The sequence below is a fragment of the Crassaminicella thermophila genome, assembly GCF_008152325.1.
Lineage (GTDB): Bacteria > Bacillota > Clostridia > Peptostreptococcales > Thermotaleaceae > Crassaminicella_A > Crassaminicella_A thermophila.
In genome coordinates this window covers 51,588-77,087 of sequence record NZ_CP042243.1, presented here as the reverse complement: position 1 = coordinate 77,087, position 25,500 = coordinate 51,588, and the positions used below count along the sequence as shown (strand labels likewise).

General features: G+C 30.2%; 24 protein-coding genes and 1 other annotated feature (1 of these 25 cut by a window edge). Of the genes, 5 read left to right on the top strand and 19 right to left on the bottom strand.

The annotated features are described in order from the left end of the window. Positions 1–78: a binding site (T-box leader), on the bottom strand (it extends 129 nt beyond the left edge of the window). Between the two features lie 175 nt (positions 79–253). The 4 genes from carB to argB form a co-directional block, all read right to left on the bottom strand. Then, positions 254–3,439: a carbamoyl-phosphate synthase (glutamine-hydrolyzing) large subunit gene (gene carB / locus FQB35_RS00345; RefSeq protein ID WP_148808018.1), complete on the bottom strand. Its 3,186-nt coding sequence runs from the start codon at positions 3,437–3,439 to the stop codon at positions 254–256. Further along, entirely contained in the window at positions 3,430–4,509 is a 1,080-nt protein-coding gene (gene carA / locus FQB35_RS00340; protein WP_148808017.1) for a glutamine-hydrolyzing carbamoyl-phosphate synthase small subunit, read from the bottom strand. Before carA ends, carB begins: the two co-directional genes overlap by 10 nt. A 505-nt stretch (positions 4,510–5,014) precedes the next feature. Then, positions 5,015–6,178, bottom strand: coding sequence for an aspartate aminotransferase family protein (locus FQB35_RS00335; RefSeq protein WP_148808016.1), 1,164 nt, complete (start codon positions 6,176–6,178; stop codon positions 5,015–5,017). Further along, positions 6,171–7,052 carry an acetylglutamate kinase gene (gene argB / locus FQB35_RS00330; protein WP_148808015.1) on the bottom strand — a complete coding sequence of 294 codons (882 nt, stop codon included), beginning with the start codon at positions 7,050–7,052 and terminating at the stop codon, positions 6,171–6,173. Before argB ends, FQB35_RS00335 begins: the two co-directional genes overlap by 8 nt. A gap of 132 nt (positions 7,053–7,184) precedes the next feature. On the opposite strand from argB, the gene argC reads away from it, so the two are divergent. Then, positions 7,185–8,222 carry an N-acetyl-gamma-glutamyl-phosphate reductase gene (gene argC / locus FQB35_RS00325; RefSeq protein WP_148808014.1) on the top strand — a complete coding sequence of 346 codons (1,038 nt, stop codon included), beginning with the start codon at positions 7,185–7,187 and terminating at the stop codon, positions 8,220–8,222. Between the two features lie 24 nt (positions 8,223–8,246). Continuing rightward, positions 8,247–9,464, top strand: coding sequence for a bifunctional glutamate N-acetyltransferase/amino-acid acetyltransferase ArgJ (gene argJ / locus FQB35_RS00320; protein ID WP_148808013.1), 1,218 nt, complete (start codon positions 8,247–8,249; stop codon positions 9,462–9,464). A 101-nt stretch (positions 9,465–9,565) separates the two neighbouring features. On the opposite strand, the gene FQB35_RS00315 is transcribed toward argJ, so the two are convergent. The 5 genes from FQB35_RS00315 to FQB35_RS00300 all read right to left on the bottom strand — a co-directional run bounded on the left by FQB35_RS00315 (position 9,566) and on the right by FQB35_RS00300 (position 12,640). Continuing rightward, positions 9,566–10,693, bottom strand: coding sequence for a Rossmann-fold NAD(P)-binding domain-containing protein (locus FQB35_RS00315; protein ID WP_148808012.1), 1,128 nt, complete (start codon positions 10,691–10,693; stop codon positions 9,566–9,568). 427 nt (positions 10,694–11,120) lie between these two features. Further along, entirely contained in the window at positions 11,121–11,354 is a 234-nt protein-coding gene (locus FQB35_RS00310; RefSeq protein ID WP_148808011.1) for a thioredoxin family protein, read from the bottom strand. 11 nt (positions 11,355–11,365) lie between these two features. Beyond that, a complete protein-coding gene (locus FQB35_RS00305; protein ID WP_333473037.1) occupies positions 11,366–12,046 on the bottom strand; it encodes a permease in 681 nt (226 codons plus the stop codon). 12 nt (positions 12,047–12,058) lie between these two features. Then, the gene (locus FQB35_RS16510) at positions 12,059–12,313 is read right to left on the bottom strand and encodes a hypothetical protein (RefSeq protein WP_333473036.1); all 255 of its coding nucleotides are present in this window, start codon (positions 12,311–12,313) and stop codon (positions 12,059–12,061) included. Positions 12,314–12,316: 3 nt separating this feature from the next. Beyond that, on the bottom strand, positions 12,317–12,640 hold the full coding sequence (locus tag FQB35_RS00300; RefSeq protein ID WP_148808010.1) for an ArsR/SmtB family transcription factor: 324 nt from the start codon (positions 12,638–12,640) through the stop codon (positions 12,317–12,319). 166 nt (positions 12,641–12,806) lie between these two features. Between FQB35_RS00300 and FQB35_RS00295 the strand changes: the two genes are divergently transcribed. Further along, positions 12,807–13,193: a CvfD/Ygs/GSP13 family RNA-binding post-transcriptional regulator gene (locus FQB35_RS00295; RefSeq protein WP_148808009.1), complete on the top strand. Its 387-nt coding sequence runs from the start codon at positions 12,807–12,809 to the stop codon at positions 13,191–13,193. A 31-nt stretch (positions 13,194–13,224) separates the two neighbouring features. Here FQB35_RS00295 and FQB35_RS00290 read toward each other — a convergent pair whose 3' ends face one another. The 5 genes from FQB35_RS00290 to FQB35_RS00270 form a co-directional block, all read right to left on the bottom strand. Next, positions 13,225–14,019, bottom strand: a complete 795-nt coding sequence (locus FQB35_RS00290; RefSeq protein ID WP_148808008.1) for an ABC transporter ATP-binding protein — start codon at positions 14,017–14,019, stop codon at positions 13,225–13,227. Further along, on the bottom strand, positions 13,982–14,887 hold the full coding sequence (locus FQB35_RS00285) for an ABC transporter permease (RefSeq protein ID WP_148808007.1): 906 nt from the start codon (positions 14,885–14,887) through the stop codon (positions 13,982–13,984). Before FQB35_RS00285 ends, FQB35_RS00290 begins: the two co-directional genes overlap by 38 nt. Next, positions 14,887–15,900 (bottom strand): ABC transporter substrate-binding protein, encoded by a 1,014-nt coding sequence (locus FQB35_RS00280; protein WP_148808006.1) that lies wholly within the window; start codon positions 15,898–15,900, stop codon positions 14,887–14,889. Before FQB35_RS00280 ends, FQB35_RS00285 begins: the two co-directional genes overlap by 1 nt. A 232-nt stretch (positions 15,901–16,132) precedes the next feature. Continuing rightward, entirely contained in the window at positions 16,133–16,555 is a 423-nt protein-coding gene (locus FQB35_RS00275) for a HutP family protein (RefSeq protein ID WP_148808005.1), read from the bottom strand. Positions 16,556–16,922: 367 nt separating this feature from the next. Beyond that, the gene (locus FQB35_RS00270; RefSeq protein ID WP_148808004.1) at positions 16,923–17,999 is read right to left on the bottom strand and encodes a tartrate dehydrogenase; all 1,077 of its coding nucleotides are present in this window, start codon (positions 17,997–17,999) and stop codon (positions 16,923–16,925) included. 205 nt (positions 18,000–18,204) lie between these two features. On the opposite strand from FQB35_RS00270, the gene FQB35_RS00265 reads away from it, so the two are divergent. Then, positions 18,205–18,699 (top strand): DUF3794 domain-containing protein, encoded by a 495-nt coding sequence (locus FQB35_RS00265; RefSeq protein ID WP_148808003.1) that lies wholly within the window; start codon positions 18,205–18,207, stop codon positions 18,697–18,699. Between the two features lie 29 nt (positions 18,700–18,728). On the opposite strand, the gene cotE is transcribed toward FQB35_RS00265, so the two are convergent. From cotE to FQB35_RS00250, 3 genes are all read right to left on the bottom strand, one after another. Beyond that, entirely contained in the window at positions 18,729–19,568 is an 840-nt protein-coding gene (gene cotE / locus FQB35_RS00260) for an outer spore coat protein CotE (protein ID WP_148808002.1), read from the bottom strand. Between the two features lie 60 nt (positions 19,569–19,628). Beyond that, entirely contained in the window at positions 19,629–20,552 is a 924-nt protein-coding gene (locus tag FQB35_RS00255; protein WP_148808001.1) for a DMT family transporter, read from the bottom strand. Between the two features lie 148 nt (positions 20,553–20,700). Further along, on the bottom strand, positions 20,701–21,807 hold the full coding sequence (locus FQB35_RS00250; RefSeq protein ID WP_148808000.1) for an HD-GYP domain-containing protein: 1,107 nt from the start codon (positions 21,805–21,807) through the stop codon (positions 20,701–20,703). A gap of 186 nt (positions 21,808–21,993) precedes the next feature. Between FQB35_RS00250 and FQB35_RS00245 the strand changes: the two genes are divergently transcribed. Then, on the top strand, positions 21,994–23,292 hold the full coding sequence (locus tag FQB35_RS00245) for a UDP-glucose dehydrogenase family protein (protein WP_148807999.1): 1,299 nt from the start codon (positions 21,994–21,996) through the stop codon (positions 23,290–23,292). 34 nt (positions 23,293–23,326) lie between these two features. Here FQB35_RS00245 and FQB35_RS00240 read toward each other — a convergent pair whose 3' ends face one another. Together FQB35_RS00240 and FQB35_RS00235 are read right to left on the bottom strand one after the other, a co-directional pair. After that, the gene (locus FQB35_RS00240; protein WP_148807998.1) at positions 23,327–24,466 is read right to left on the bottom strand and encodes a glycosyltransferase family 4 protein; all 1,140 of its coding nucleotides are present in this window, start codon (positions 24,464–24,466) and stop codon (positions 23,327–23,329) included. Between the two features lie 12 nt (positions 24,467–24,478). Continuing rightward, a complete protein-coding gene (locus FQB35_RS00235) occupies positions 24,479–25,486 on the bottom strand; it encodes a CotS family spore coat protein (RefSeq protein ID WP_168198191.1) in 1,008 nt (335 codons plus the stop codon). Positions 25,487–25,500 lie beyond the last annotated feature (14 nt).

Below are 25,500 nucleotides of genomic sequence, written 5' to 3'. Positions count from 1 at the left end.
CCTTTGTTATCGATTCACACCAGCCATCGACTCTCTTTAAACAAAGCATTATTTACTACTACCGTTCATAGCTTTTTGTTTTTTAATTGAATTTTTTTATAATTGTAATTATTATATTATTTATAATATATTAAGTCAACACTTTAAATGTTTTTTATATAAAAAATTTATTTATTATCAGGCTGTAGACAAAATAGAATTATTATAATTGAAAAATAAATAGGTGCGTTAGGATTTTTCGAAATTATAAAATTTAAGCTAAATATTGATCAATTGTCTTATAATCAATCTCTTCTTTACTCTTTTTAATATCAATAGCTATTTTAAATATTCTTGCTGTATCTATACAAGTAAATATAGGTAATCGATGCTCGCTCATTTTTCTTCTTATTCTAAATCCTAAACTGTATTTATTATTCCCTCTTGTAGGCGTATTTATCATCATATTGATAGTTCCATCTGCAATACGCTTTTCAACTTCATACAGTGGAATAGTTTCACAAGAAACATTGTTTTTATTTAGAAAGTCAGCTGTACCAACAGAACCATACAGTTTGAATCCCAAATCTACATAATCTTTTATTATCTCTAGTCCTTCTTCTTTGTCTACAGCCCTTAATGAAACATATATAGCACCTTCTGTAGGAATTTTAATTCCTGAAGCTCTAAATCCTTTATATATAGCTTTATCTAAATTTGTATCAATTCCTAGTACTTCTCCTGTAGACTTCATTTCTGGTCCTAAATTCATATCTACATCTGTAAGTTTTTCTCCTGAAAATACAGGAACTTTTACAGCGTATAATTTTTTCTCTTTCATTAGCCCTGTTCCATAAGAAGTATCTTTTAATTTTTTACCTAACATGGCATCTACCGCTAATTTCACCATTGGTACACCTGTCACTTTACTTAAAATCGGAACAGTTCTTGATGCCCTTGGATTTACTTCTATTACATATATATCTTCTCCATCAAATACGTACTGAATGTTTACGAGTCCAATGATACTTAACTCTTTAGCAATTTTTTTCGTATAATCTACCAATTTTTCTACTGTATCTTTCCCTAAGGTTACGTATGGATATATTGTAATACTGTCTCCAGAATGTACCCCTGTCTTTTCTACGTGTTCCATAATTCCAGGAATTAGTATATCTTCTCCATCTGCTATTGCATCTACTTCAATTTCAGTACCCTTAACATATTTATCAATCAGTACAGGATATTTTTTAGATAGATTTACCGCTTCTTGTAAATAACTTTCTAACCCTGCTTGGTCATAAACCACCTGCATTGCACGACCACCTATTACATAAGAAGGCCTAACTACTACTGGATATCCTAATTCCTCTACCGTCTCTAATGCTTCTTCTATACTTGTAACAGCTTTTCCCATAGGACTAGGAATCTCCAATTTTTCTAGGAAGCTTCTAAATTTATCTCTATCTTCTGCTATGTCCATTGATTGATAAGATGTTCCTAGGATATTTACACCTCTTTCGTAAAGTTTTGGCGCTAAATTCACAGAAGTCTGTCCTCCTAATTGGAGAATCACACCCTCTGGTTTTTCGTTTCTGACTACATTCATCACATCATCTATATATAATGATTCAAAATAAAGCTTATCTGCTGTATCAAAATCTGTACTTACTGTTTCTGGGTTATTGTTCATAATAATTGACTCATATCCCGCTTCTTTGATTGCCCATACCCCATGAACACAACAGTAATCAAATTCTATTCCTTGACCAATTCTGATAGGTCCAGAACCAATAACCAAAATCTTTTTCTTATCAGATATTATATTTTCATCTTCCTCTTCATAACATGAGTAGTAATAAGGAGTTTGTGCTTCAAATTCCCCACTACAAGTATCTACCATTTTATACACAGGACCAATATTATCTTTTAGAATCTCACCTAATTCATTTCGATCAAACCCTGTTAAATCACAAATTTCTTTATCCGTAAAACCCATTGCTTCTGCTTCATAAAGTAATTTTTCATCAATTTTTTCTTTTTGCAACCTCTTTTCCATTTCTATGATATTTTTTACACCATTTAAGAACCATGGATCTATTTTAGTAATTTCATGCAACTCTTTTACTGATATTCCCCTTCTTAAAGCATCTGCAAGTGCAAATATTCTCTCATCATCACACTTTTTAATTTTTTCATATAATTCATCTTTACTCATATCCATAATAGAAAACATTCTCAATCCTGTAAACTTACCCTCTAGAGAGGTTATTGCCTTAAGAAGTGCACTTTCAAAAGTTCTACTAATTGACATTACTTCTCCTGTTGCTTTCATCTGCGTTCCAAGGGTTCTTGATGCTTTACTAAACTTATCAAAAGGCCACTTTGGAAATTTCACTACAATATAATCTAATGCTGGTTCAAAGCATGCACTAGAATTCTTAGTTACATAATTTTTAAGCTCATCTAAGCTAAAGCCTATTCCAATCTTTGCTGCGATCTTTGCTATAGGATAACCCGCAGCCTTCGATGCTAGAGCACTCGATCTACTTACCCTTGGATTTACTTCTATAACAATATAATTATTACTTTTTGGATCTAGTGCAAATTGAATGTTACAGCCACCTTCAATCTTTAAACTTCTTATAATTTTTATAGACGCCTGTCTTAGCATCTGGTATTCTTTATCTCTTAGTGTTTGTGAAGGTGCAACAACAATACTATCCCCTGTATGGATCCCTACAGGGTCCATATTTTCCATGTTACATATAATGATACAATTGTCTTTTTTATCTCTTATCACTTCATATTCAATTTCTTTCCATCCTGCTACACTTTGCTCTAAAAGTATTTGTCCAATAGGACTGTTTTCTATTCCTTTTTGGCAAATTTCAAGAAGCTCTTCATGATTGTTTGCAATTCCTCCACCCGTTCCGCCTAGTGTATAAGCTGGTCTTATTATTACAGGATATCCATAACGATCAACGAATTCTTCACATTCCTCTATCTTTGTTGCAATAATACTCATAGGAATGGGCTCTCCAATTTCAAGCATAAGCTCTTTGAAAGCCTCTCGATCTTCTGCCTTTTTTATAGTTTCACTATCTGTACCTAATAATCTTACACCGTACTTATCTAATATTCCCATTTCTTTTAGGTTCATTGCCAAATTCAATCCTGTCTGGCCTCCAAAACCAGCTAAAATTCCATCAGGTCTTTCTTTTTCTATAATTTTTTCTAAGCTTTCTACATTTAAAGGTTCTATATATACCCTATCTGCTACATTTGTATCCGTCATAATGGTAGCAGGATTGCTATTGACAAGAATTGTTTCTATTCCTTCTTCTTTTATAGCTTTGCATGCTTGTGTTCCTGAATAATCAAACTCTGCTGCCTGACCAATAATAATTGGTCCAGAACCAATAACCATCACCTTTTTTAACGTTTTATCTATAGGCATTTTTTATCCTCCTTTAATTGGTCTATAAACTTATCAAATAGATAAGTAGAATCCGTTGGCCCTGGTGCTCCTTCCGGATGGAATTGTACAGAAAAAACTGGAAGTTCCTTATGTTGCATCCCCTCTACTGTATCATCATTTAGATTAATATGTGTAATTTCCATTCCTTTATCTTCTACGCTCTTTCGGTCCACTGCATATCCATGGTTTTGAGAAGTAATATAGGCTCTGTCTTTGTGAATATCATAAACCCCATGATTTCCTCCTCTGTGCCCGTACTTCATCTTGTAGGTACTTCCCCCTACTGCTAAAGCTAATACTTGATGTCCCATACAAATCCCAAAGGTAGGTACCTTTTGTATTATTTTCTTTACTGTTTCTATTCCTTCTATAGCTGCTTCAGGGTTTCCAGGTCCATTGCTAAGAAGTACCCCATCAGGGTTTAAATTCATGATCTCATCATAGGTTGTATAGTAAGGGAATACAGTAATATCACATCCTCTATACTTTAGATTGTTTATAATATTTCTCTTTATTCCAAAATCCATTACAGCAATTTTAGGCCCTGTTCCAGGTATATGAAAAACTTTATCCGTTCCAGCACTTTTCATCCAATCTTCTTTTAATGAAGATTTTTTTAAAATATCCTCTAATTCTTTTATAGAAAGATTTTCATTAGATATAATGCATTTTAAAGCTCCTTGATTTCTAATTCTCTTTGTAATGCTTCTTGTATCTACATCACAAACCCCTACTACTCCCATATCTTTAAGCATATCTTCTAGTGACTTTTCGCTCATATAATTAGAAGGGGTTTTACTGATAGATTTTGTAACAAATCCTTTGGCATATACTTTAGAAGATTCACTTTCCTCATTATTTACCCCATAATTTCCTATCAAAGGATATGTCATGGTGATAATTTGCCCTGCATAAGATGGATCTGTTAAAATTTCTTGATATCCTGTAATAGAAGTATTAAACACTAATTCTCCTACAGAGGTACCTACTTTCCCAAACCCTTTTCCTTTATATACCGTTCCGTCTTCTAGATATAATATTCCATTCATTTTGCACCCCTCCATATTTTTCTTTTATTTATAATTAAACAAAGTTGTTCATAGTTTTTATTAATAATTATACATAATTATATATAATTATTCAATCAATTTTAAAAAATTTTTCCTTTAAATATATATCTATACTTTTATATTAACTTTTTATATCCTGTATATTAGTTATTATCTTACTTTTTACTATAGTTTATCTTTAAATTACATTATTTGTAATTTTATATTTATACTATGCTAGCAATTTATACTTATGCTTTGCATTGTATATATTTACACTGTGTTTTTATATTTATATAATAAAAAACCTTTTGCCAGAGGCAAAAGGTCTGTTTTTTACACACAAAGAACACGGTTCACCACAAATAAAAATTTATGTGAATCTTCTTTATCACATCCTTTTCAGCCTCTCTGGACCGATTTAAAGGTACTTATTTTATTTTCACTATATAATACCATATTTTTTATAGGTATGTCAAATACCAGTTTTTTCACGATTATTGTTTTAATTGTTATCTAAAACTTCCTCTAATATGGTTACTGCTTTATCAATTTCTTCCTCCAAAACATTAAGAGGAGGCAGAATTCTCACCACATCTTTTCCTGCACCTACAAGTAATAATCCTTTTTCAAAACATTTATTTACAATATTTTTAGGTTCTTTTTTCACCTTAATCCCTAACATCAGTCCAATTCCTTGAATACTTTCAATAACATCATATTTGCATTTTAATTCTTCTAGCTTATCCACAAAATATTTACTCTTTTCATTCACTTTATTGATAATTCCTTTATCTACTAACTCTTCTAATACTGCCAGTGATACAGCACAAGCTAAGGGACTTCCTCCAAAGGTACATCCATGATCTCCTGGTACAAAAGCAATTGCAGCTTTCTTTTTTGCAATTACTGCCCCTATTGGAAATCCTCCTCCTAATCCTTTTGCCATGCAAATCACATCAGGAATCACACCAAAGCTTTGATAAGCAAATAAAGTACCAACTCTTCCTATTCCACACTGTACTTCATCAAATATTAACAGGGCATCAAATTTATTACAAAGCTCTCTTGCTTTTTGTAAAAACGCTTTTTCTGCTTTTATTATTCCTCCCTCTCCTTGAATCGGCTCAATAATAACAGCACAAGTATTTTCATTTATCTTTTTTTCTAAGTCCTCTATATCATTAAAATTTACACTATCAAACCCCTCCATCAAAGGCAAGAAATCTTTTTGATATTTTTCTTGCCCTGTCACTGCTAAAGCCCCAAGAGTTCTTCCATGAAATGAATTTTTCATATAAAGGATTGTATTTTTATTATTATTCTTCATTTTTCCATACTTTCTTGCTAATTTTAATCCCGTTTCTACTGCTTCTGTTCCACTATTACAAAAAAATACCTGATCATGATCACTAAGATCTACTAATTTTTTAGCTAATTTAAATTGATTTGTATTCCAATATAAATTTGAAATATGGATTAAATTTTCACTTTGCTCACTTAAAGCTTTTGTAATAGCTTTATGACTATGCCCTAAACAATTAACAGCAACACCAGAAACAAAATCAATATATTCTTTTCCCTCTATATCCCATACTTTGCTTCCGAAACCCTTTTCAAATATCACATCAAATCTTGCATAGGTATTCATAATATTGTTTTTACCCATTATACTTTCCTCCTTTTATCATAGTTCCCATTCCGTCATTTGTAAAAATCTCTAATAATAAACTATGAGCTTCTCTTCCATCAATAAGATGCACATTTTTTGTTCCATTTTCTATAGCTTCTATACAACATTCCATTTTAGGAATCATTCCACCTTTGATAATCCCTTTTTGCATATACTCTCTTATTTCTTCTGCATTTGTACTTGAAATAAAGCTTGAAGAATCATCAATATCTTTATAAAGTCCTGCTACATCTGTTAATAATATTAATTTTTCTGCTTTTAAAACAGCACTCACTGAAGATGCTACATAATCTGCATTTATATTATAAACATTCCCCTCCTTATCACATCCAATTGGTGATATTACAGGTAAATAAGATCGTTCTAACAAATCCATTAAAATTTTTCCATTTACGGATACAACTTCTCCTACATAACCTATATCTATTTTTTCATTTTCTTCATATAAATATTTTTTCGTTGCTTCAATAAGATTATTATCTCTTCCACTGATCCCAACTGCATGAATACCATGTTTGCATAAATCTGCAGTAATTGATTTATTCACATTTCCTGAAAGAACCATTTCTACTATTTCCATTATTTTTTCATCTGTAACCCTTAGCCCTTTTATAAATTCTGTCTGAATATCCAATTTATTCAACCAGTTTGAAATATGCGGACCTCCTCCATGAACAATAACAATGTTAATCCCTACAAGCTTTAAAAGCACTACATCTTCTATAAAAGCTTTTTTGGCATCAATATTTTTCATAATACTTCCGCCATATTTAATTACAAAAGTTTTTCCTCTAAATTTTTTAATATAAGGCAAAGCCTCTATTAATATCGATATTTTCTGATGATCCACTGCTATCCCCTTCCTTCCTAAATTATTATTAATAATTATACCTTTAAATAAATATTTATTCAATATTTATATTGTATATTTATTTATATTGTTGTATAATTAATTAAAATTAAGTTTCTAGGAGGTTTCTATATGATCAAAGTGGGTATAATAGGATCAACAGGTTATGCCGGACAGCAGTTGGTTTGGCTACTTCATAGGCATAGAGAAACAAAAATCGTATTTTTATCTTCTTATAATTATGCAGGTTTGCCTTTTTCTAATGTTTATCCTGAATATTATCAGTTTATACAAGATTTATGTATAGATATCCATACCGTAGAAAAAAAATTATCCAGTATTGATTTGCTGTTTATTGCATTGCCTCACGGTAAATCTTTTGCTATAACAAAAAAAGCCCTAGATTTAGGTGTAAAGGTTATTGATCTAGGTGCTGATTTTCGATTAAAAAACACAACTACTTATAAGAAATGGTATGGGCTTAACCATGAACTCCCTGAATTTTTATCAACTTCTGTATATGGTCTTCCTGAAATAAATAAAAAAGATATAAAAAAAGCTAATTTGATTGCCAATCCAGGCTGTTATCCTACAGCAAGCATATTAGCATTAGCTCCTTTATTAAAGCATAAAATAATTGATCCAAATTCTATTATAATCGATGCAAAATCTGGAGTATCAGGTGCAGGAAGAAAAGCAAATGTTGCAACACTTTTTGCTGAATGCAACGAATCTATTAAAGCATATGGTGTAGGTTGCCATCGTCATACGCCAGAGATTGAACAAGAAGTATCAAATATTTATGGACAAGATATTCTTTTATCATTTACACCCCATTTAATCCCTATGAATAGAGGTATACTTGCAACATGCTACGGTAGTCTAGTAGAAAAAATATCTCAAGAGGATTTATATAAAATTTATGAAGATTTCTATAAAGATGGATATTTTATAAGAATTAGAAAAGAAATTCCCCAAACAAAATGGGTAAAAGGTACAAATCTTTGTGATATTGGTATATGTATAGATGAGAGAACGGATAGAGTAATTATAGTATCAGCTATTGATAATCTAATAAAAGGTGCAGCAGGGCAAGCTATACAAAATATGAACATAATGTTTGATATAGAAGAAACAGAAGGTTTAAAATTCATTTCAATGACACCATAAATTGATAAAAGGAGGTTAACTAAATTGAAAATATTAGAAAATAAGACTATTTCAGATGTTCCAGGATTTAAGGCTATCGGTATTCATAGTGGTCTTAAAAAAAGTGGAAAGAAAGATTTATGCGTAATTTATAGTGAATATCCTGCTGTAGCAGCTGCTACATTTACAAAAAATAAAGTAAAAGCAGCTCCTATATTACTTAATATAGAACATATAAAATCAGAAAACACACAAGCTATTGTTGTAAATAGTGGGAATGCTAATGCTTGTACAGGATTAGAAGGCTTTAAAAATGCAATAACTATGGCAGAGGTGACAGCAAAAGAACTAAGCTTATCTACTCATGAAGTAATGGTAGGCTCTACTGGTATTATAGGTGTTCCTTTACCAATTGATAAAATTACAGAAGGTATTCAAACAGCTTGCAGTATGTTAAATAAAAGCGATGGCAATGCAGCAAGCGAAGCAATTATGACAACTGATACTTTTCCAAAGAAAATAACTGTTGAAATTACTATAGAAGACAAACCTGTATATATTAGCGGAATTGCCAAAGGATCTGGTATGATTCATCCAAATATGGGGACAATGCTTAGTTTTATTGTTACAAATATTAACATTACAAAATCATTATTATCATTAGCTTTAAAGGATAGTGTAGAAAACACATATAACATGGTTTCCGTAGATGGAGATACCAGTACTAATGATATGGTTATTACAATTGCTAATGGAAAAGCCAAAAATTCACTGATTGATACTAAGAATAGCTATTATGTAAAATTTAAAGAAGCTCTTGATTTTGTAAACCAAGAACTTGCAAAAATGATTGCAAAAGACGGAGAAGGTGCAACAAAGCTAATAGAAACATGCGTTTTACATGCAAAAACAATAGAAGATGCAAAGCTATGTGCAAAATCAGTCATTAGTTCAAGCCTTGTAAAATCAGCTTTGTTTGGTAATGATGCAAATTGGGGAAGAATACTATGTGCCATTGGCTATTCTAACGGAAACTTTGAACCTGAAAAAGTAGATATATTTTTTAAAAGTAAAATTGATAATATACAAGTTGCAAAGAATGGTAAAGGTATTTCTTTTGATGAAGCTTTAGCAAAATCCATATTAGAACAAGAGTATGTAAATATTATTATTGACTTAAAAGATGGAGAATATGAAGCTACTGCCTGGGGTTGCGATTTAAGCTATGATTATGTAAAAATTAATGGTTCTTATAGAACATAAAACAGCTTACAAAATGTAAGCTGTTTGTTAATAATTTTATATTAAAAGTAAGTTATCCACATTCATCCACAATTTATTGTGGATGAATTTGACTTTATCCACTATATATTGTTTTCTTTTAAAAAATAATCTAAACTTCCTCTATATAAAGCACGTCCATACTTATTATTGCTTTTAATACTTATCTCTTTATCATTCCTTAAAAGTACATCTATAAAAGGAAGTAATTTTTTTTCATAAACCATCATAGACTCTTTAGGGAGTGTCCCTGGCCAACCACTACAGCTTATAGTAACTCTCCTATTCTTTGTGCAAACTTCTGAAGGAATATCATTATATTCTTGTGCATCTACTTCAAATACATATTTCTCTAAGTCCCCATGAGGCAATCCTTCAATGGCTTTTACCTGCATAGGATCAACTGATGTATCATAAGGGTCTGCTGTTAAATCTAATATTATTGCATCCTCTTTTAAAAACTTTAAGTATTCATTTGGAACAATATATTTTGAAAAATCTATTCTTTTTGTTGCATCTACTAATAAATCTGTATCCTTAAAAATATCTTCTAAAAGATTTTTATATTTTGTTATATCTCGTCCTATATATTGAACTATCACACCTGCTAACTCTTTTTCTCTAATTTGATTTAATATTTCTTTGTCTCCATGGTTCATGCAAATTCTTCCAGCTCTCATCCCTAATTGTCCCATTCCTATAATGGTTACTTTTATAGGTCCTCTATCCTTTGAAAAGAAATCTTTTCTTCTCTTTTTCATCTCATAAAAAGCAACCTTTACACCACCTAATGCTGTAAGTTCGTAAGTAACTACCATACGATTATTCTCATCATCTACAATAGAGTCCATAGAGTAAGCATTTATACCTTTTTCTTTTAATTTTTCAACTAACTTTGGTCTTGAATCATAATGAAGCATAGAAATCAGACTACTTCCTTTTTTCATAATTTCTAGCTTGTCATAACCTGGCGCCTTTAATATAATAACTAAATCCTTTTTATAAACTTCTTCACTTGATACAAATTTTATTGTGTCATTATGCTTTAAATAGTCCTCCTTTGTAAACCCCATCTCAACGCCATATCCTTCTTCTAAAAATAAATCTATATTATATTTTTTAAGTTTTTCAACAAAGCTTGGAAGAAATGCCCTAATTTCTCCTTTTATCCCATAAATCTTAGGAAGTCCTATAGATGTAATCTTCTTCATTTAGATTCACCCTTTCAAATCTTATGCTCTACTAAATAGTTTGTGCAATATTTTTATATTTATTTTTAAGCAGCCCTTGAATAAATATATAACATAAAATAAATATAAAAAGATAAGAGAATGACTTTGATAACTTTTGCTAAAAAAACTTACTGAAATTACATGAAAAAATACGTTAAAAACCTTCAATATTTGAACAAATGTAAGTTTTGAAGGTTTAGGATTTTTTCATGTAATAAAGTTTATTTTTTTTTAAAGTTATCTGGAATAAACGTTTTTTATATTTATTTTTGATATTGCTTATCTACATATTTACTTGATAAGAAAATCTTACAACATTATACATCATTTTTCAACATATTATATTTTCTTAAAATTCATAAAAAGCCCGTTCTTACAATAAAATGAGGATGCTAAAGCATCCTCATTACTCACTTAATATCTTTTTTACTTCATCTTTTGAAGGTACTCTTCCTGAAACTTTCACAATTCCATCTACAACAAGCCCTGGTGTTTTCATTACTCCAAAAGATAATATATCTTTCATTTCTGTTACTTTTTCAATTTCTGCATCAATTCCTAATTCTTTTGCTGCTTCTTGTGCATTTTCATAAAGCGTTATACAGTTTTTACATCCTCCACCTAAAATTTTAATATTCATATAAACCCCTCCTATAATATTATATTAAATAAATAACCTACAAAAATAATAGATATACCTGTAATTATAACGAATATTCCAATAAGCTTTGGCTTCATTACTTTCTTTAATAATATCATTTCAGGTAAAGATAATGCCACTACACTCATCATAAAAGATAATGCTGTCCCAACTCCAACACCTTTATTTATCAAAGCTTCTACAATTGGAATAGTACCTACTGCATTTGAATAAAGAGGAATTCCTAATACAGCAGCTACAAAAACTGCAAATGGATTATTAGGCCCTGCATATCTTACTAAAAAATCTTGTGGTGCATAGCCATGGATTGCTGCTCCTATACCAATTCCTAATATTACATAAATCCAAACTCTTTTTACAATATCCTTTACTGCATCCAAAGCAAATCTTATTCTTTTCTTAAAATTCATTTCTTCAATTACAGCTTCGCCCATATGAATTTGATAAACATATTCTTCTACTAAATGGGTTAAATTTAGCTTCTCAATAATGATTCCTGCTACAATTCCAATTATCATACCTGCAGCTGTATAAAGAATTGCAATTTTTGCCCCAAAACTAATAAACAAAAAACCAAGTGCGATTTCATTTACAATAGGTGAAGTAACCAAGAAAGTAAAAGTAACTCCTAGTGGAATCCCCGATTCCACGAAGCCTATAAAAATAGGCACTGTTGAACATGATCAGAAAGGAGATAATACTCCTAATATAGAGGCTGCAACATGTGCATAAATTCCTCCAAATTTAGAAAGCATCTTTTTAACCTTTTCTGGTGGAAAATAACTCCTTACATAAGAAATAGTAAAAATCATAAAACTAAGTAACAAAATTATTTTTAATGTATCATAGACAAAAAAATCAATACTATCTCCTAATCTAGAATGTATATCTAGCTTTAAAACTTTTTCTACAAACCAATCTGCAAATGCTTTTAACAATTATTATCCCTCCTTTTTTAATTGATCATGTGCTTCTTTTAATTGTTTTGCTAAAATGTTTTTTATAATATCTAAAACATCAAATATTTCATGGTATCGAACACTATACATAACCTTTAATCCTTCTTTTCTACTTGTAAGTAATCCTTTATCTTTTAGAATCTTAAGATGCTGAGATACATTAGACTGTTCTAAATCTAAATCTTCATATATATGACATACACATAGCTCTTCTTCATTCTTTAATCGCTCAAGAATCTGAATACGAGTAGGATGAGATAATGCCTTTAAAAATGCTGCAGATAATTCAAAAAACATATAATTCATTCCTTTATCTCCTTTCTATATTAGAATATTATAATTTAATTATATTAGAATATACTTATTTATACAACTATTTTTAAAAATTTTATACTTATAATAATGGTTTTTTTTGTTTTTTTATTATTTTGTGGTATACTAAATAGGAAAAAAAATATTGGGAGTTGTGCTTATGTCAAATAATATTGAAGTAGGAAACATTGTGGTAGGAAAAGTATCTGCCATCAAATCCTTCGGTGCTTTCGTAACACTAGATGAGGGAAAAGAAGGTTTAGTGCATATTTCACAAATTGCTCATAGCTTTGTAAAAGATATTAATGAGCATCTTTCTGTTGGTGATGAAGTAAAAGTAAAAATTTTATCAATCGATGAAGAGTCTGGAAAAATTTCACTTTCTATTCGTAAAACACTACCAGCTCCTGAAGCGAAACCTAAAACAGAACGCCCTCGTCGTCCTAAGCAAAAGAAGGGTGGATTAAATTATCAAGATCCAAAAAATAATCAAGCGTTTAATCCTATTGCAGATAAATTAAAAGCTTGGTTAGAACAAAACAAATAAAAGAGTTAACCAGTATTGGTTAACTCTTTTATTAAGAAAATAATAAACGATCACTAATTAAATCATTTGTCTGTATTTTTTCGAAACAAGCAAGAAGCTTTTCTATATTTAAACTTTTCTTTTCTTCTCCTTTTATATCTAGTACAATTTTTCCTCCATGTATCATTATCAATCTATTTCCAAGATTTATAGCCTGATTTAAATTATGAGTAACCATAAGAGTAGTCATACTTCTATTAGCAATAATTTTTTGTGTTAAATCAATAATTCGCTCAGAAGTCTTTGGGTCTAACGCTGCTGTATGTTCATCTAAAAGAAGAATATGAGGGTTTGAAATGGTCGCCATAATAAGAGATAATGCTTGCCTCTGGCCTCCTGATAATAACCCAACCTTTGTATTTAATTGATTTTCAAGCCCTAAAGAAAGTTGAGATAAAATATCAATAAAGTAAGGAATATCTTTTTTTGAAACCCCCATAGTCAAATTAAATCTCTTCCCCTTATTCATTGCCATAGATAAATTTTCTAAAATTGTCATGGACGGAGAAGTTCCCATAGATGGATCTTGAAATACTCTTCCAATAACTCTTGTACGCTTAAACTCTGGTTCTTTCGATATTTCCTTATTCTTTAAGAAAATAACACCATCATCTGCTTGAATAGATCCAGATATAATATTTAAAAGAGTAGATTTTCCCGCTCCGTTGCTTCCAATAATTGTGATAAAATCTCCTTCTTCTACATGTATTGAAAAATTATTAAAAACAGTTTTTTCATTTATTGTATGCTTATGAAAGGTTTTTGATAGATTTTGGATTCGTAACAATAGAATCACCCCCTACAGCAAAAAGCTTTTTTCCTTTAAAAGGATTTTTCCCTTGATGAATTGCTAATGCTCCAATTACAATTATAGAAGTAATCAATTTTAAGTCCGTAGGTGGAAATCCAAGTTTTAACGCAAAAGCCGTACTCATTTTATATAAAATAGATCCAAATAGTGCCATAGTTGTCGGAACAACAAATGAAAAATTTTTTAAAATAGCTTCTCCAAATATAATAGAGGCAAGCCCCATGACAATAATTCCTGTTCCCATACCAACATCTGAAAATCGCTGATATTGTGCTACTAAAGATCCTGATAAAGCTACTAACCCATTAGAAATCATTAAAGCTACTATTTTTGTCTTTCCTATATCAATACCTAAAGAAGTAACAAGTTGAGGATTATCTCCTGTAGCTTTTATCAAAAATCCAAATTTTGTTTTAAAAAAAATGTCTAATGCAAATTTCATAAAGATAGCAAAAAATAAAATTATAAAGATTGGTTTTAAATTATAACTAAAAATTGTCCTTTGATTAAACAAAGGAATATTTGCTTTTCCCATAATTCTTAGGTTAATAGAATATAAACCAATCATAACTAATATTCCTGACAAAAGATTTGTTATTTTTAATTTTACATGAAGAAATCCTGTAACTGCTCCTGAAACAACACCTGCTACAACAGCAAGAAAGGTTGCAATAAATGGATTTATACTACTAACTAATAATGATGCAGTAACAGCAGCCCCCAATGGGAAGCTGCCATCTACTGATAAATCTGGAAAGTCAAGTATCTTATAAGTAATATATACTCCTAAAACCATAACACCAAATATAAATCCTTGTTCCAAAATATTTAACCAAAATTCCATTACTTGTCGCCTCCTAGCAATTCTGCTTGCTCTTTTACATCTTTAGGTAAATCAATTTTTAATCCTTTTGCAGTATCCATATTTACAACTAATTTTGTGTTTTCTAATGTAGCTATAGGAATATCCTTTGGATTTTTTCCATTTATTACTTCTACCGCAACAAGTCCTGTTTGAAATCCTAATTTGTAGTAATCTATTCCCTCGGTAGCTAAAGCTCCATTTTCTACATGAGCTCTTTCAGCTCCAATAATTGGTATATGCTTTTTCATACATTCTGATGCTACCAAAGGCATAGCCGAAGCAACAAGATTATCTGTAGGCGTATATAAAACATCTATTTTGCCAAGCAACTCACTCAATGCTTGAGGAACCTCATTCACACTTGTAACACCTGTTGTTGTAATTTCTAATTCAAATTCTGGTGCAATTTCTTTTGCTCTCTGAATTTGTATTTCAGAATTTGTTTCACTTGTATTGTATAAAATTCCAACTCTTTTTGCATTCGGAACTAATTTTTTCAATAATGCAAACTGCTTCTTTATAGGCGCCATATCACTCGTTCCTGTAACATTTGTTCCAGTCTTTTCCCAAGACTTAACAAGCCCCGCTTCCTTAGGATCAGTAACAGCCGTAATTATAATAGGAATTTCCTTTGTAGCATTAAAAGCTGCTTGAGCTGTCGGTGTAGCAATAGCCAATATAATATCTTTTTTCTTTGACACAAAATTTTGTGCAATGGTTTGAGCTGTTGGCATATCCCCTTGGGCATTCTGAAAATCAATAGAAATATTTTCTCCATCTTTTAATCCCTTAGATTCTAGTGCATCAATAAATCCTTCTCTTGCTGCATCCAGTGCAGGATGTTCTACAATTTGTGTAATCCCAATTTTTATTACATCTTTTTTTACCCCTGTAGAATCAGATTTTCCTCCACATCCTACCAAACTCGTAAATAAAAATAAACTTACAAAAAATACAAAAACCCTTTTTCCAAAACTTTTTTTACCTACCATACTACCATCCCCCTAAATTTTACATCTTTAAAAATAAAAAAACTCTCTGTAAGAGAGTATTTTTCCATGTCAAAACAAACCCTTTTAAAAAAGGATTTTATAAACTATATCTCCTACTATGCTACATGTCTACTATTTATTTTAATAAACTACCAACCTATTCTACAAAACCTACAAACCATCTACTAAATTAACATCAATTATAACAATGTCTATTATGTATGTCAACAGATCATTCAATATCTGGTATAGATCGATGTGCTAAACCAATGACTACTTCATTTAAATGAAGCAAACCTATACTCATAAAAATACATACACTTAGATGTTCTTTATATCTTGCAATTCCTATTTTTCCACCTACATTTAATCCGCTTGCTTTTGCCGCTACTTGCATAATGGCTTCCCTAGCTGCTCCTGCTACAGCACCATCATGAACATGAGACTCTTTAATAACCCCTGTTCTTCTTGATGAAACAATTGCCCTTTCAATAATCTTTGGAATAGACGCTATTAAATTCCCTCCAATATCAACAGCTACTGTTTTTATTCCCTTACTTTTAAAAGCCTCTACAAGCTTATCTTCTACATTTCTTGAAGAAGACATAGCTATTTCAACAGACGCTCTTGCCACATCAATACTATCCCATTTCATTTTTTAACCCTCCTTAAATTTTTCATCAAATATTACTTTTTTCAAAACTTATCTGAAATTAACGTTCTTTTTATATTTATTTTGAAAGTTTGTTATATATAGATAAACAACATCAACATTTTCAAAAAGAAATATAAAAAGATAAGAGAATAACTTTGATAACTTTTGTGAGTAAAAAAACTTACTGAAATTACATGAAAAAATACGTTAAGAACCTTCATTGTTTGAACGAATGTGAGTTTTGAAGGTTTAGTATTTTTTCATGTAATGAAGTTTAGTTTTTTCAAAAGTTATCTTGGCATGAACGTTCTTTTTATATTTATTTTGAAATTCGTTTATCTAATATATTTACAAAAAAAGATAGGTTTTATCCCATCTTTTCTATTATACTACAAATTCTGTCTCCAACTTCACTAGTAGTTGCTTTTCCTCCTAAGTCTGGTGTTAACTTTTCTCTATCTTTTACAGCTTCAACAATAGCATCCATTATCCTATTTCCTAATTCTTTATGCTCCAAAAAGTCTAACATCATTTTTACTGACCATATCATAGCAATAGGATTTGCTAAGCCTTTTCCTGCTATTTCAGGTGCTGATCCATGTACAGGTTCAAACATTGATGGATATGTTTTTTCTGGATTGATATTTGCACCAGCTGCAAACCCAAGACCTCCTTGAAGCGCTGCGCCAAGATCTGTTAAAATATCTCCAAAAAGATTCGATGCAACTACTACATCAAAGGTTTCTGGACGCTGCAACATATACATAGATGTAGCATCCACATGAAAAGATTCTGTTTCTATTTCTTTATATTCATCTGATTTTTCTTTAAATACTTTATCCCAAAAAACCATACTATAATTTAGTGCATTTGATTTTGTAACACTAGTTACTTTATTTAACTTGTTTCTTTCTTTTGCCAATTTAAAAGCATAATCCATAACCTTTTCTGTAGTTTTGCGGGTAAATACACTGGTTTGTAATGCCACTTCCTCTTTTGTTCCTTCTTTTTGAATCCCTCCTACTCCGGCATATTCTCCTTCTGTATTCTCCCTGACAAATACCATATCTATATGCTCTACACCTTTATTTTTTAAAGGACAATCCTCACTCGCTAATAGCTTAATAGGTCTTAGGTTTATGTATTGATTAAACCCTTGTCTTATTTTAAGAAGCAAATCACGTAGGGAAATATGATCTGCAACTCCTGGAAACCCTACTGCTCCAAGAAGTATAGCATCATATTCCTTCAATTTTTCTAATCCATCTTCATCCATCATTTTTCCATATTTTAAGTAATATTCACAACCCCAATCATACCAAGTAAAATCAAAGCTAATATTATTATTTAATCTTGATAATGTATTTAGTACTTTTATTCCTTCCTGCATAACCTCTATTCCTATTCCATCTCCTGGAATAACTGCTATTTTATAATTTTTCATTACCCTTCCTCCTTCGTAACCTTTAAACTAATTTTCTGAAACTTTATCCTTATCATACTATATCATAATTTATATATAAACAACATTAACTTTTTTAAATGTAGACAAAGTGTGTCAAAAAAAAGCTTTCTGAATACTATGTATTAGGACAAGGGGATTTAGCCAACCCTCTTAGATCCAAAATCATTATGAAAGGAGAGATCTTATGGCTGAATTAATTAAGGTTCCTAAGGTGATTGGTACTGGTTCTGCACAATATTTATCAGTCGTTGACATTCCTTTTAACATTCCTGTTTTTGAAATTATAGACATTATCAAAAAAGTTGAAATAACAGATTGTTATGTTGTAGATAATAAAGTAATCATCAACGGTGAGCTAAATAAGAATATTATCTACAAAACAAAAGAGGAAGAAGAACAATTTGATAATGTAACAAGAGTGTGTGGAGATGTCGTGCACTGTACAGTAACCATTCCATTTGCACTTTTTGTAGAAGTACCTGGAGCTTTAGAAGGAGATCAATGTCAGATTGAAGATGCTTTCGTTGAAGGTGAAAGAGATGTAGAAAGAGATTTCAATACAGATGGAACATTCAATACTCTTCATGAAAAATCAATTATTAGAGTAGATGTAAAAGTAACAAGAACAGAACAAATCTGCGTAGAAACCTCTACTGAATGTGTTGTAACAGGATCATAAAATAAAAGGCTCCTCACTTGGGGCCTTTTTTATATGAACAATTGTTTTGGAAGATTTGATTTTATTTTTACTTCATGACTAGTTATTTTTTTCTTATCAACTTCCTTTTCTTCTTGTTTCGGCTGCTCATCAAAAGTTTTTTTGTCTGCTACATCATCTACTGATACAGCTTCTACTGTATCTTGTTTATTTTGAAGAGTATCTATATCCATATTCAATATTTCAGTAACTGGAAGGTTTTCTTTTATTTGAAATAACCATGATTTAATAGGCTCTAATGTTTCTGCCTTTTGAAATTTCGATTTATTCCTTTTAACATTACTTATTGGTTTTTGTTTCTTTCCTTGAGATGATCCTTTAGTATTTATAAAATGATCGTCTTCTTTCATATAGAATGAAGTATTTACTGCATCAACCTCTTGCTTTGGACTTTCTTTTATGGATTCTGATGAATCTTTGTAATCATCCATAACAAGTTCTATCAATATCTCTCCTAAAACTTGTACATGAAAACCATTTTGTGCTGCTGTCTTGATATTGCACTTTGGCTCTGATACAAAAGAATATCTCAATTCCAAATTTTTTGTATCTATAGGATATTCTTCTATTTCTTCAAGATTAATAATTTCTAAAAAAGATTTTTTTTCTGTCATAAAAAACTTTTTACTAGAACTTGCATAACGAGAATTCATTAAATAAGAAATGTCTATATCATAATCTCCAAAAACCTTTACCTCTTTGTCTGATATCATCTTTACAGATATATTCATATTGTTTACTTCACATCGAATCATTGAACTATTTGGTAAAACAGAAACTTTATAATCATGAAGGAAAGCTTTTGTCCCTTTTGCGCATACAATATCCATGCAACTTATAACCTCCTATATAATTATTTAAATATGTCCAATAATATAATATGTAGAAGCTTATAAGTTTGTTACGTCTTCTTTCTTTCTTGGTAGTAAAAAACTAAGCTTAGTTTCTGTAATTATAATAGCACAAAATATAAGTAAACAACCTATAATCATAGATAAAGTTAACACATCCCCTAAAAGTATTACTCCAAATATAGTTCCAAATACGGATTCTAGTGATAATATTATCGCTGCATGGGTAGAAAGTGTATGTTTTTGTGCTACATTTTGTATCAGAAGAGCTCCCATTGTGGCTATAAAAGCCATATAACTAATAGAAATACATATATCTGCTATATTCCCTTTAAGTTGAGGTACAGGCTCAAAAATAAATGCACCCATAATACTAATAATTCCTGTTGTTCCAATTTGTATCATAGCAAGAGTAATAGGGTCAATATCTTTTGCAAAATATCCAACAGAGGTTATATGTGCTGCGAAAAGTAATGCACAAAGCAGGGTAAGACTATCTCCTATTCCAATGTGAAAACTTCCTTGCAATGTAATCAGTCCAATTCCTACAGAAGCTAAAAAAGCTCCAGCCATTGCATACCAATCAGGATGTTTTTTATTAATAAGCCATACTAAAAAAGGAACAATAACAACATTTGTGCCTGTCAAAAATGCTGATTTACTTACTGTCGTATACTGAAGCCCTATAGTTTGAGATACAAAGCCTCCAAACAAAAATACCCCTACAATCCCCCCTGAAATTAAATCTTTTTTATTTATTTTTATAAATTTTTCCCAAAATAGAATAGCCATTGCAACAAAAGCTAAAATAAAACGAATCCCGTTCATATAAAGGGGTGTCATATTATCTAATGTATCCTTCACAACAGTAAATCCACCACCCCAAATAATCGCTACTAAAAACAATGAAAGATCTGCAAGCAAGCGTCTTTTTTTATCTGTATTTTTAAATAATCCTCCCATTTTCCCCTCCATAATCCTTTATTTGTATTTAAAGTAATCATTTTCCTTATTCAATCGTCTCATGAATCAATTAGTAAGTCAAGTTTTGTTTTTACTATATTAAAAAGGATAGCCTAGCTTTATAATCAAGTTGCTAGCTATCCATTATTTATACTTCATAACATATTCCTTCTATTACTATATTGTTTTCCTTCTTTAAGTCACATAAAAAAGGCTCAACAATTTTTCCATCTTGTTTTATCACTCTAACTAACGGTCTTAATATATACAAACTGTTAATCTCTTCTACAACCGCTATACTGTTATTACTTAAGTATACAATTGTTCCTACAGGATATGGATTTACTTTTTTTACAAAAGCCTTCACAAGCTCCATATTAAAATGTCTTCCTCCAGAACCCATTATATACTCTACAGCTTCATTAGGTGACATAGCATCTCTATAAGGCCTACCTGATGTAAGTGCATCGTAAACTTCTGCAATAGCAGCTACTTTAGATAAAATATAAATTTGTTCATCCTTTAAGCCATAAGGATAACCACTGCCATCTACCTTCTCATGATGCTGCAAGGAAATAATTCTAACTTTAGTACTCATATTCGTATTTTCTCTTAAATAGTTAAATCCCCTCGTTGTATGCTCCTTCATTATTTCATATTCATCATCTTTGAATTTTCCCTTTTTATTTAAAATTTCATCTGGTATAAACATTTTCCCAATATCATGAAGCATTACACCCATTGTCAAATCATAAAGATCATTTTTATTTAAGCCATATCCGATTCCTAATACCAAAGATAAAATTGCAGAGTTTACACTATGATTATAAGTATAGCCATCCACACTTCTAATATCAACAAGATTTACCATAATATCTTTTTGTGTAAATATATCATCAACAATTAGCTTTGCGAGCTCCTGTATATTAGCTAACTCCTGTTCTGATTGCTTCTGAAGCTTTTTCCGTTCAAAAGTATTTAAATCATCACTGTCCAACTCAGCAGATGTATTTAATGTAGCTCTAACAGTAGCAATCGCTTTTTGCCTAATCTGTGGCTTTATAATATCGTCTAATTCTCCTTGACTATATTCATCAATTATATAAATAGAATAAAATCCATGATCCCTAATTCTTTTCACTAATCCACTGGTAAGTTTTACACCTTTTGCCAATAAAATTTGACCTCTTTCATTGTACAAGGTTTGTGCTAGATATGTTCCTTCTTTTACAACTCCTATTGGAACTAGACGCACATAGCTCACCCCTCTCTCTTGGGTATTTGAGTATCTAATAATTAATTTATCAAAGTATTCAAGAAAAATCAAACGGTAAAATTATTTAAAAATTTTTTCATCACGTAAAATGTAAGTTATCACCGATAGAATTGTTTTCCATATAATGTATTAAAAAGTCTAACTATTGAAAAAGAAGGTGATCATATGAATATATGTGTCATAGGAGCTGGTTATGTAGGATTAATTACATCATTAGCTTTTGCAAAAATGGGAAATCATGTTATATGCGTTGAAAAAAACATAAAAAAGATTCATAAACTAAACAAAGGAATTCCACCAATATTTGAAGAAGGTCTTAAAGAATTGCTTAATGAATGTTTAAATAATAAAAATGTTATATTTACCAATAATCTTAAAAAAGGTATTACACAGTCAGATATCATTTTTATTGCAGTAGGAACACCTTCTAAGGATGATGGTGATGTAGATATGAGCCAAATAAATGAAGTAGTTTCTCAAATTTCTAACTTTATTCAAAGCTATAAGATCATTGTGAATAAAAGCACTGTCCCAGTTGGTACACAAAAATATGTAAAAAAACTACTTCTCAAAATGGGTGTTTCTAAAGAAAATTTTGATGTTATTTCTAATCCTGAATTTTTAAGGGAAGGAAAAGCAATATACGATTTTTTCAATGGAGATAGAATTGTGATTGGTTTTGATTCTGAAAAAGCTAAAAAAATGATTGAAAAATTATATGAACCATTTAAAATAAAAATGATCTTTACAACGCCTGAGACAGCTGAACTAATAAAATATGCTTCTAATTCCTTTTTAGCAACAAAAATTTCTTTTATAAACGAACTAGCAAATCTTTGTAATAAAGTAGGCGCAAATATCGATACCATTGCTTACGCTTTAGGATTAGATAATAGAATCTCTCCTAAATTTCTAAAGGCCGGCATTGGATTTGGAGGATCCTGTTTCCCAAAAGATACAAAAGCACTCATAAAAATAGGAGAAAAATATGAATGTGATTTTCAAATTGTAAAAAGTGCTATAAAAGTAAATGAAAATCAAAGAATACTTCCTGTACACATACTCCTAGAAAAATATAAGGATATAAAAGGTAAAATTGTATCAATCTTAGGTCTTACCTTTAAAGCCAACACAGATGATATTCGAGAATCTCCTTCCATTTATATTATAAAAGAACTAATAAAAAAAGGAGCTATTATAAAATGCTATGATCCAATGGCTACAAATGAAATAAAAAAAATATTTCCTTATATAAACTGTTGTGATAATTTATACGATAGTTTAATAGATTCAATATGTACAATTATATGTACAGATTGGGATGAATTTTTAACAATTGACTTAAATATTCTTAAAACAAAAATGAAAATTCCAATGATTATTGATGGCAGAAATATATTTGATTTAGAAAAAATGAAAGAATATAACATAAACTATTATTCAATTGGAAAAGGATCTATATAAAAATACTGCTTAATTAGCAGTATTTTTTATATAGCTATACAGTTTTAAAAAGCTTTAATAAATCAGATGCTACTCTCTCCCAATGATACTTTTCTTCTGCAAACTTTCTTCCCATTTTTCCCATATTAAGTGCTATTTTTTCATTTTCTAAAAGATAAATAATTTTTTGTGCCATTATATCTGGATTATTATATTCTTTAATACTTATTCCATTAATATTTTCTTCTATTACTTCTGCATTTCCACCACGATCAGTAGTAATAATCGGAAGCCCTGCCGCCATAGCTTCATAGTGAACACGAGCTAATGGTTCCCTCCATTGAGATGCGCATACAAATATGTCTCCCATATTATAATATTTTGGCACTTCATCAGGGACTAAAAATCCTGTGAAAATTACGGAACCTTTTAGCCTCTTAGAAAATTCCTGTACTTTTTTTACATAATCATCTGTTGCATTACTTCCATACCACTTACTTCCTACAAAAACTAGTGCTGTATTTGAATAAGTATTCATTACTTTCTCCATAGCTTTTAAAATAATATGACTACCTTTTTTCTTTGATAATCTTCCTACTGAAAGAATTATTTTATGATTTTCTAATCCATATTGTCTTCTTAATGATTTTCTTTCTTCTATTATACTTTCATCCCAAAAAGGCTTTATTCTGTTTAGATCTACAGCAGAATAAACTGGATATAATTTATCCTTCGCAGAAGGATACATACTTGCTACATCATCAGCAATAAATTTGCTCACTGTACTAATAAAGCTTACTCTATCTATACACTTTTGTGCTCTAGCTTTATTAATTTTTTTAGGAGAAAACATTTCGTTATGAAGACTAAGACTTATGGTACTATCTTTTGCAACATCCATTATACGAAGCACCCAAAGGGGTCTATTAAATACATGAATTAAATCAAATTTCTCTTTTGAAATTTCATTTTTAATATTATTAATATATTGATCTGCTGTTTTCCCCAATACACGAATATGTCTTATATTTCCTTTCTTTTCTCTACTAGGTAATTTGCTATTATAAAGACTAAAAAGTGTAATTTCATGATGCTTCGATAAAATAGGTAATAAGGCATTAATATATATTTGAATAGCTCCCCCTAAAATAGGGGGAACTGGTAGCTTTTCTGTACAAATCATTGCTATCTTCACATAAATCCCCCTTTAAAATAGATCTTTTAAAACAATCTCTTTACTTTTCTCTAATTGTGCAATTTTTAATATTTCATAAGGATTGAGTGTTTTATTCTTTTTGAAAATATTTTTTACTTTTGCAAAAAACCAATGGGGAAATAGTAAATCAATCTTTAAAATTTCTCTCTCATCTTCTGTCAATTTATTTCCCTTTTCATAATATTTTATGATAGTTTCTATAACACCTTTATCCCATTTTCCACCCTTTTCAATACGCTTTCCTATAATCTTTCTTAAATCCCTAATAACCAAATCATAAGTTAATCCATCTAGATCTATTACATATGCATCATTTCCTAAAAGCAATACATTTCCCTTTCCATAATCCTGATGGCATAACGAAGATTCTTCTAAAGCTATATCTGTTAAAGTATTATAAGGAGATTTCTTTAGATCATTCAATGCTTTATCTGCAATAGCTATAATAGTATCAATTGATTTTAAATAAGCCGAATAAGCTTTATTTTTAGGATTTTGTTTAGCCTGCTCCTTCCATTTTAGCATTCTATTTTTCATAGATTCATATTGACTAGGCCATCTTCCTAGCTTTGATGAAATCTTAGCACCTAATGGTGCTTTATACCCTTTAGAAGCTACATGAAATTTGGCTAAACCTTCTAATGCAATACTCAAATCTTTACTTTTGTTAAAATATAAATCTTTCCCATCTATCCATTCATACAATACAAATAATTGTCCATTATACTCTGTAATAGGTTCTTTTTTATCATTTAAATAAACCTTTGGAACTTTTCCTCCTTTATTCCAAATATATATTTGAGCATTTACTGTAAACAAAGCTTTATCTTTTTCATGTTTTAATCTCTTTAAGCACTTATTTTGTTGATTATGTGTAACCTTCCATAATGTCTTTAATCCATTATTTTGAATAATATTCAAATCATCTGGAATGATATTATAATTTTTTAGTACTGATTTTGCCAATTCTTTTAACTCTGTATTATTTCCTTTCTTCACAAGTATTCCTCCTT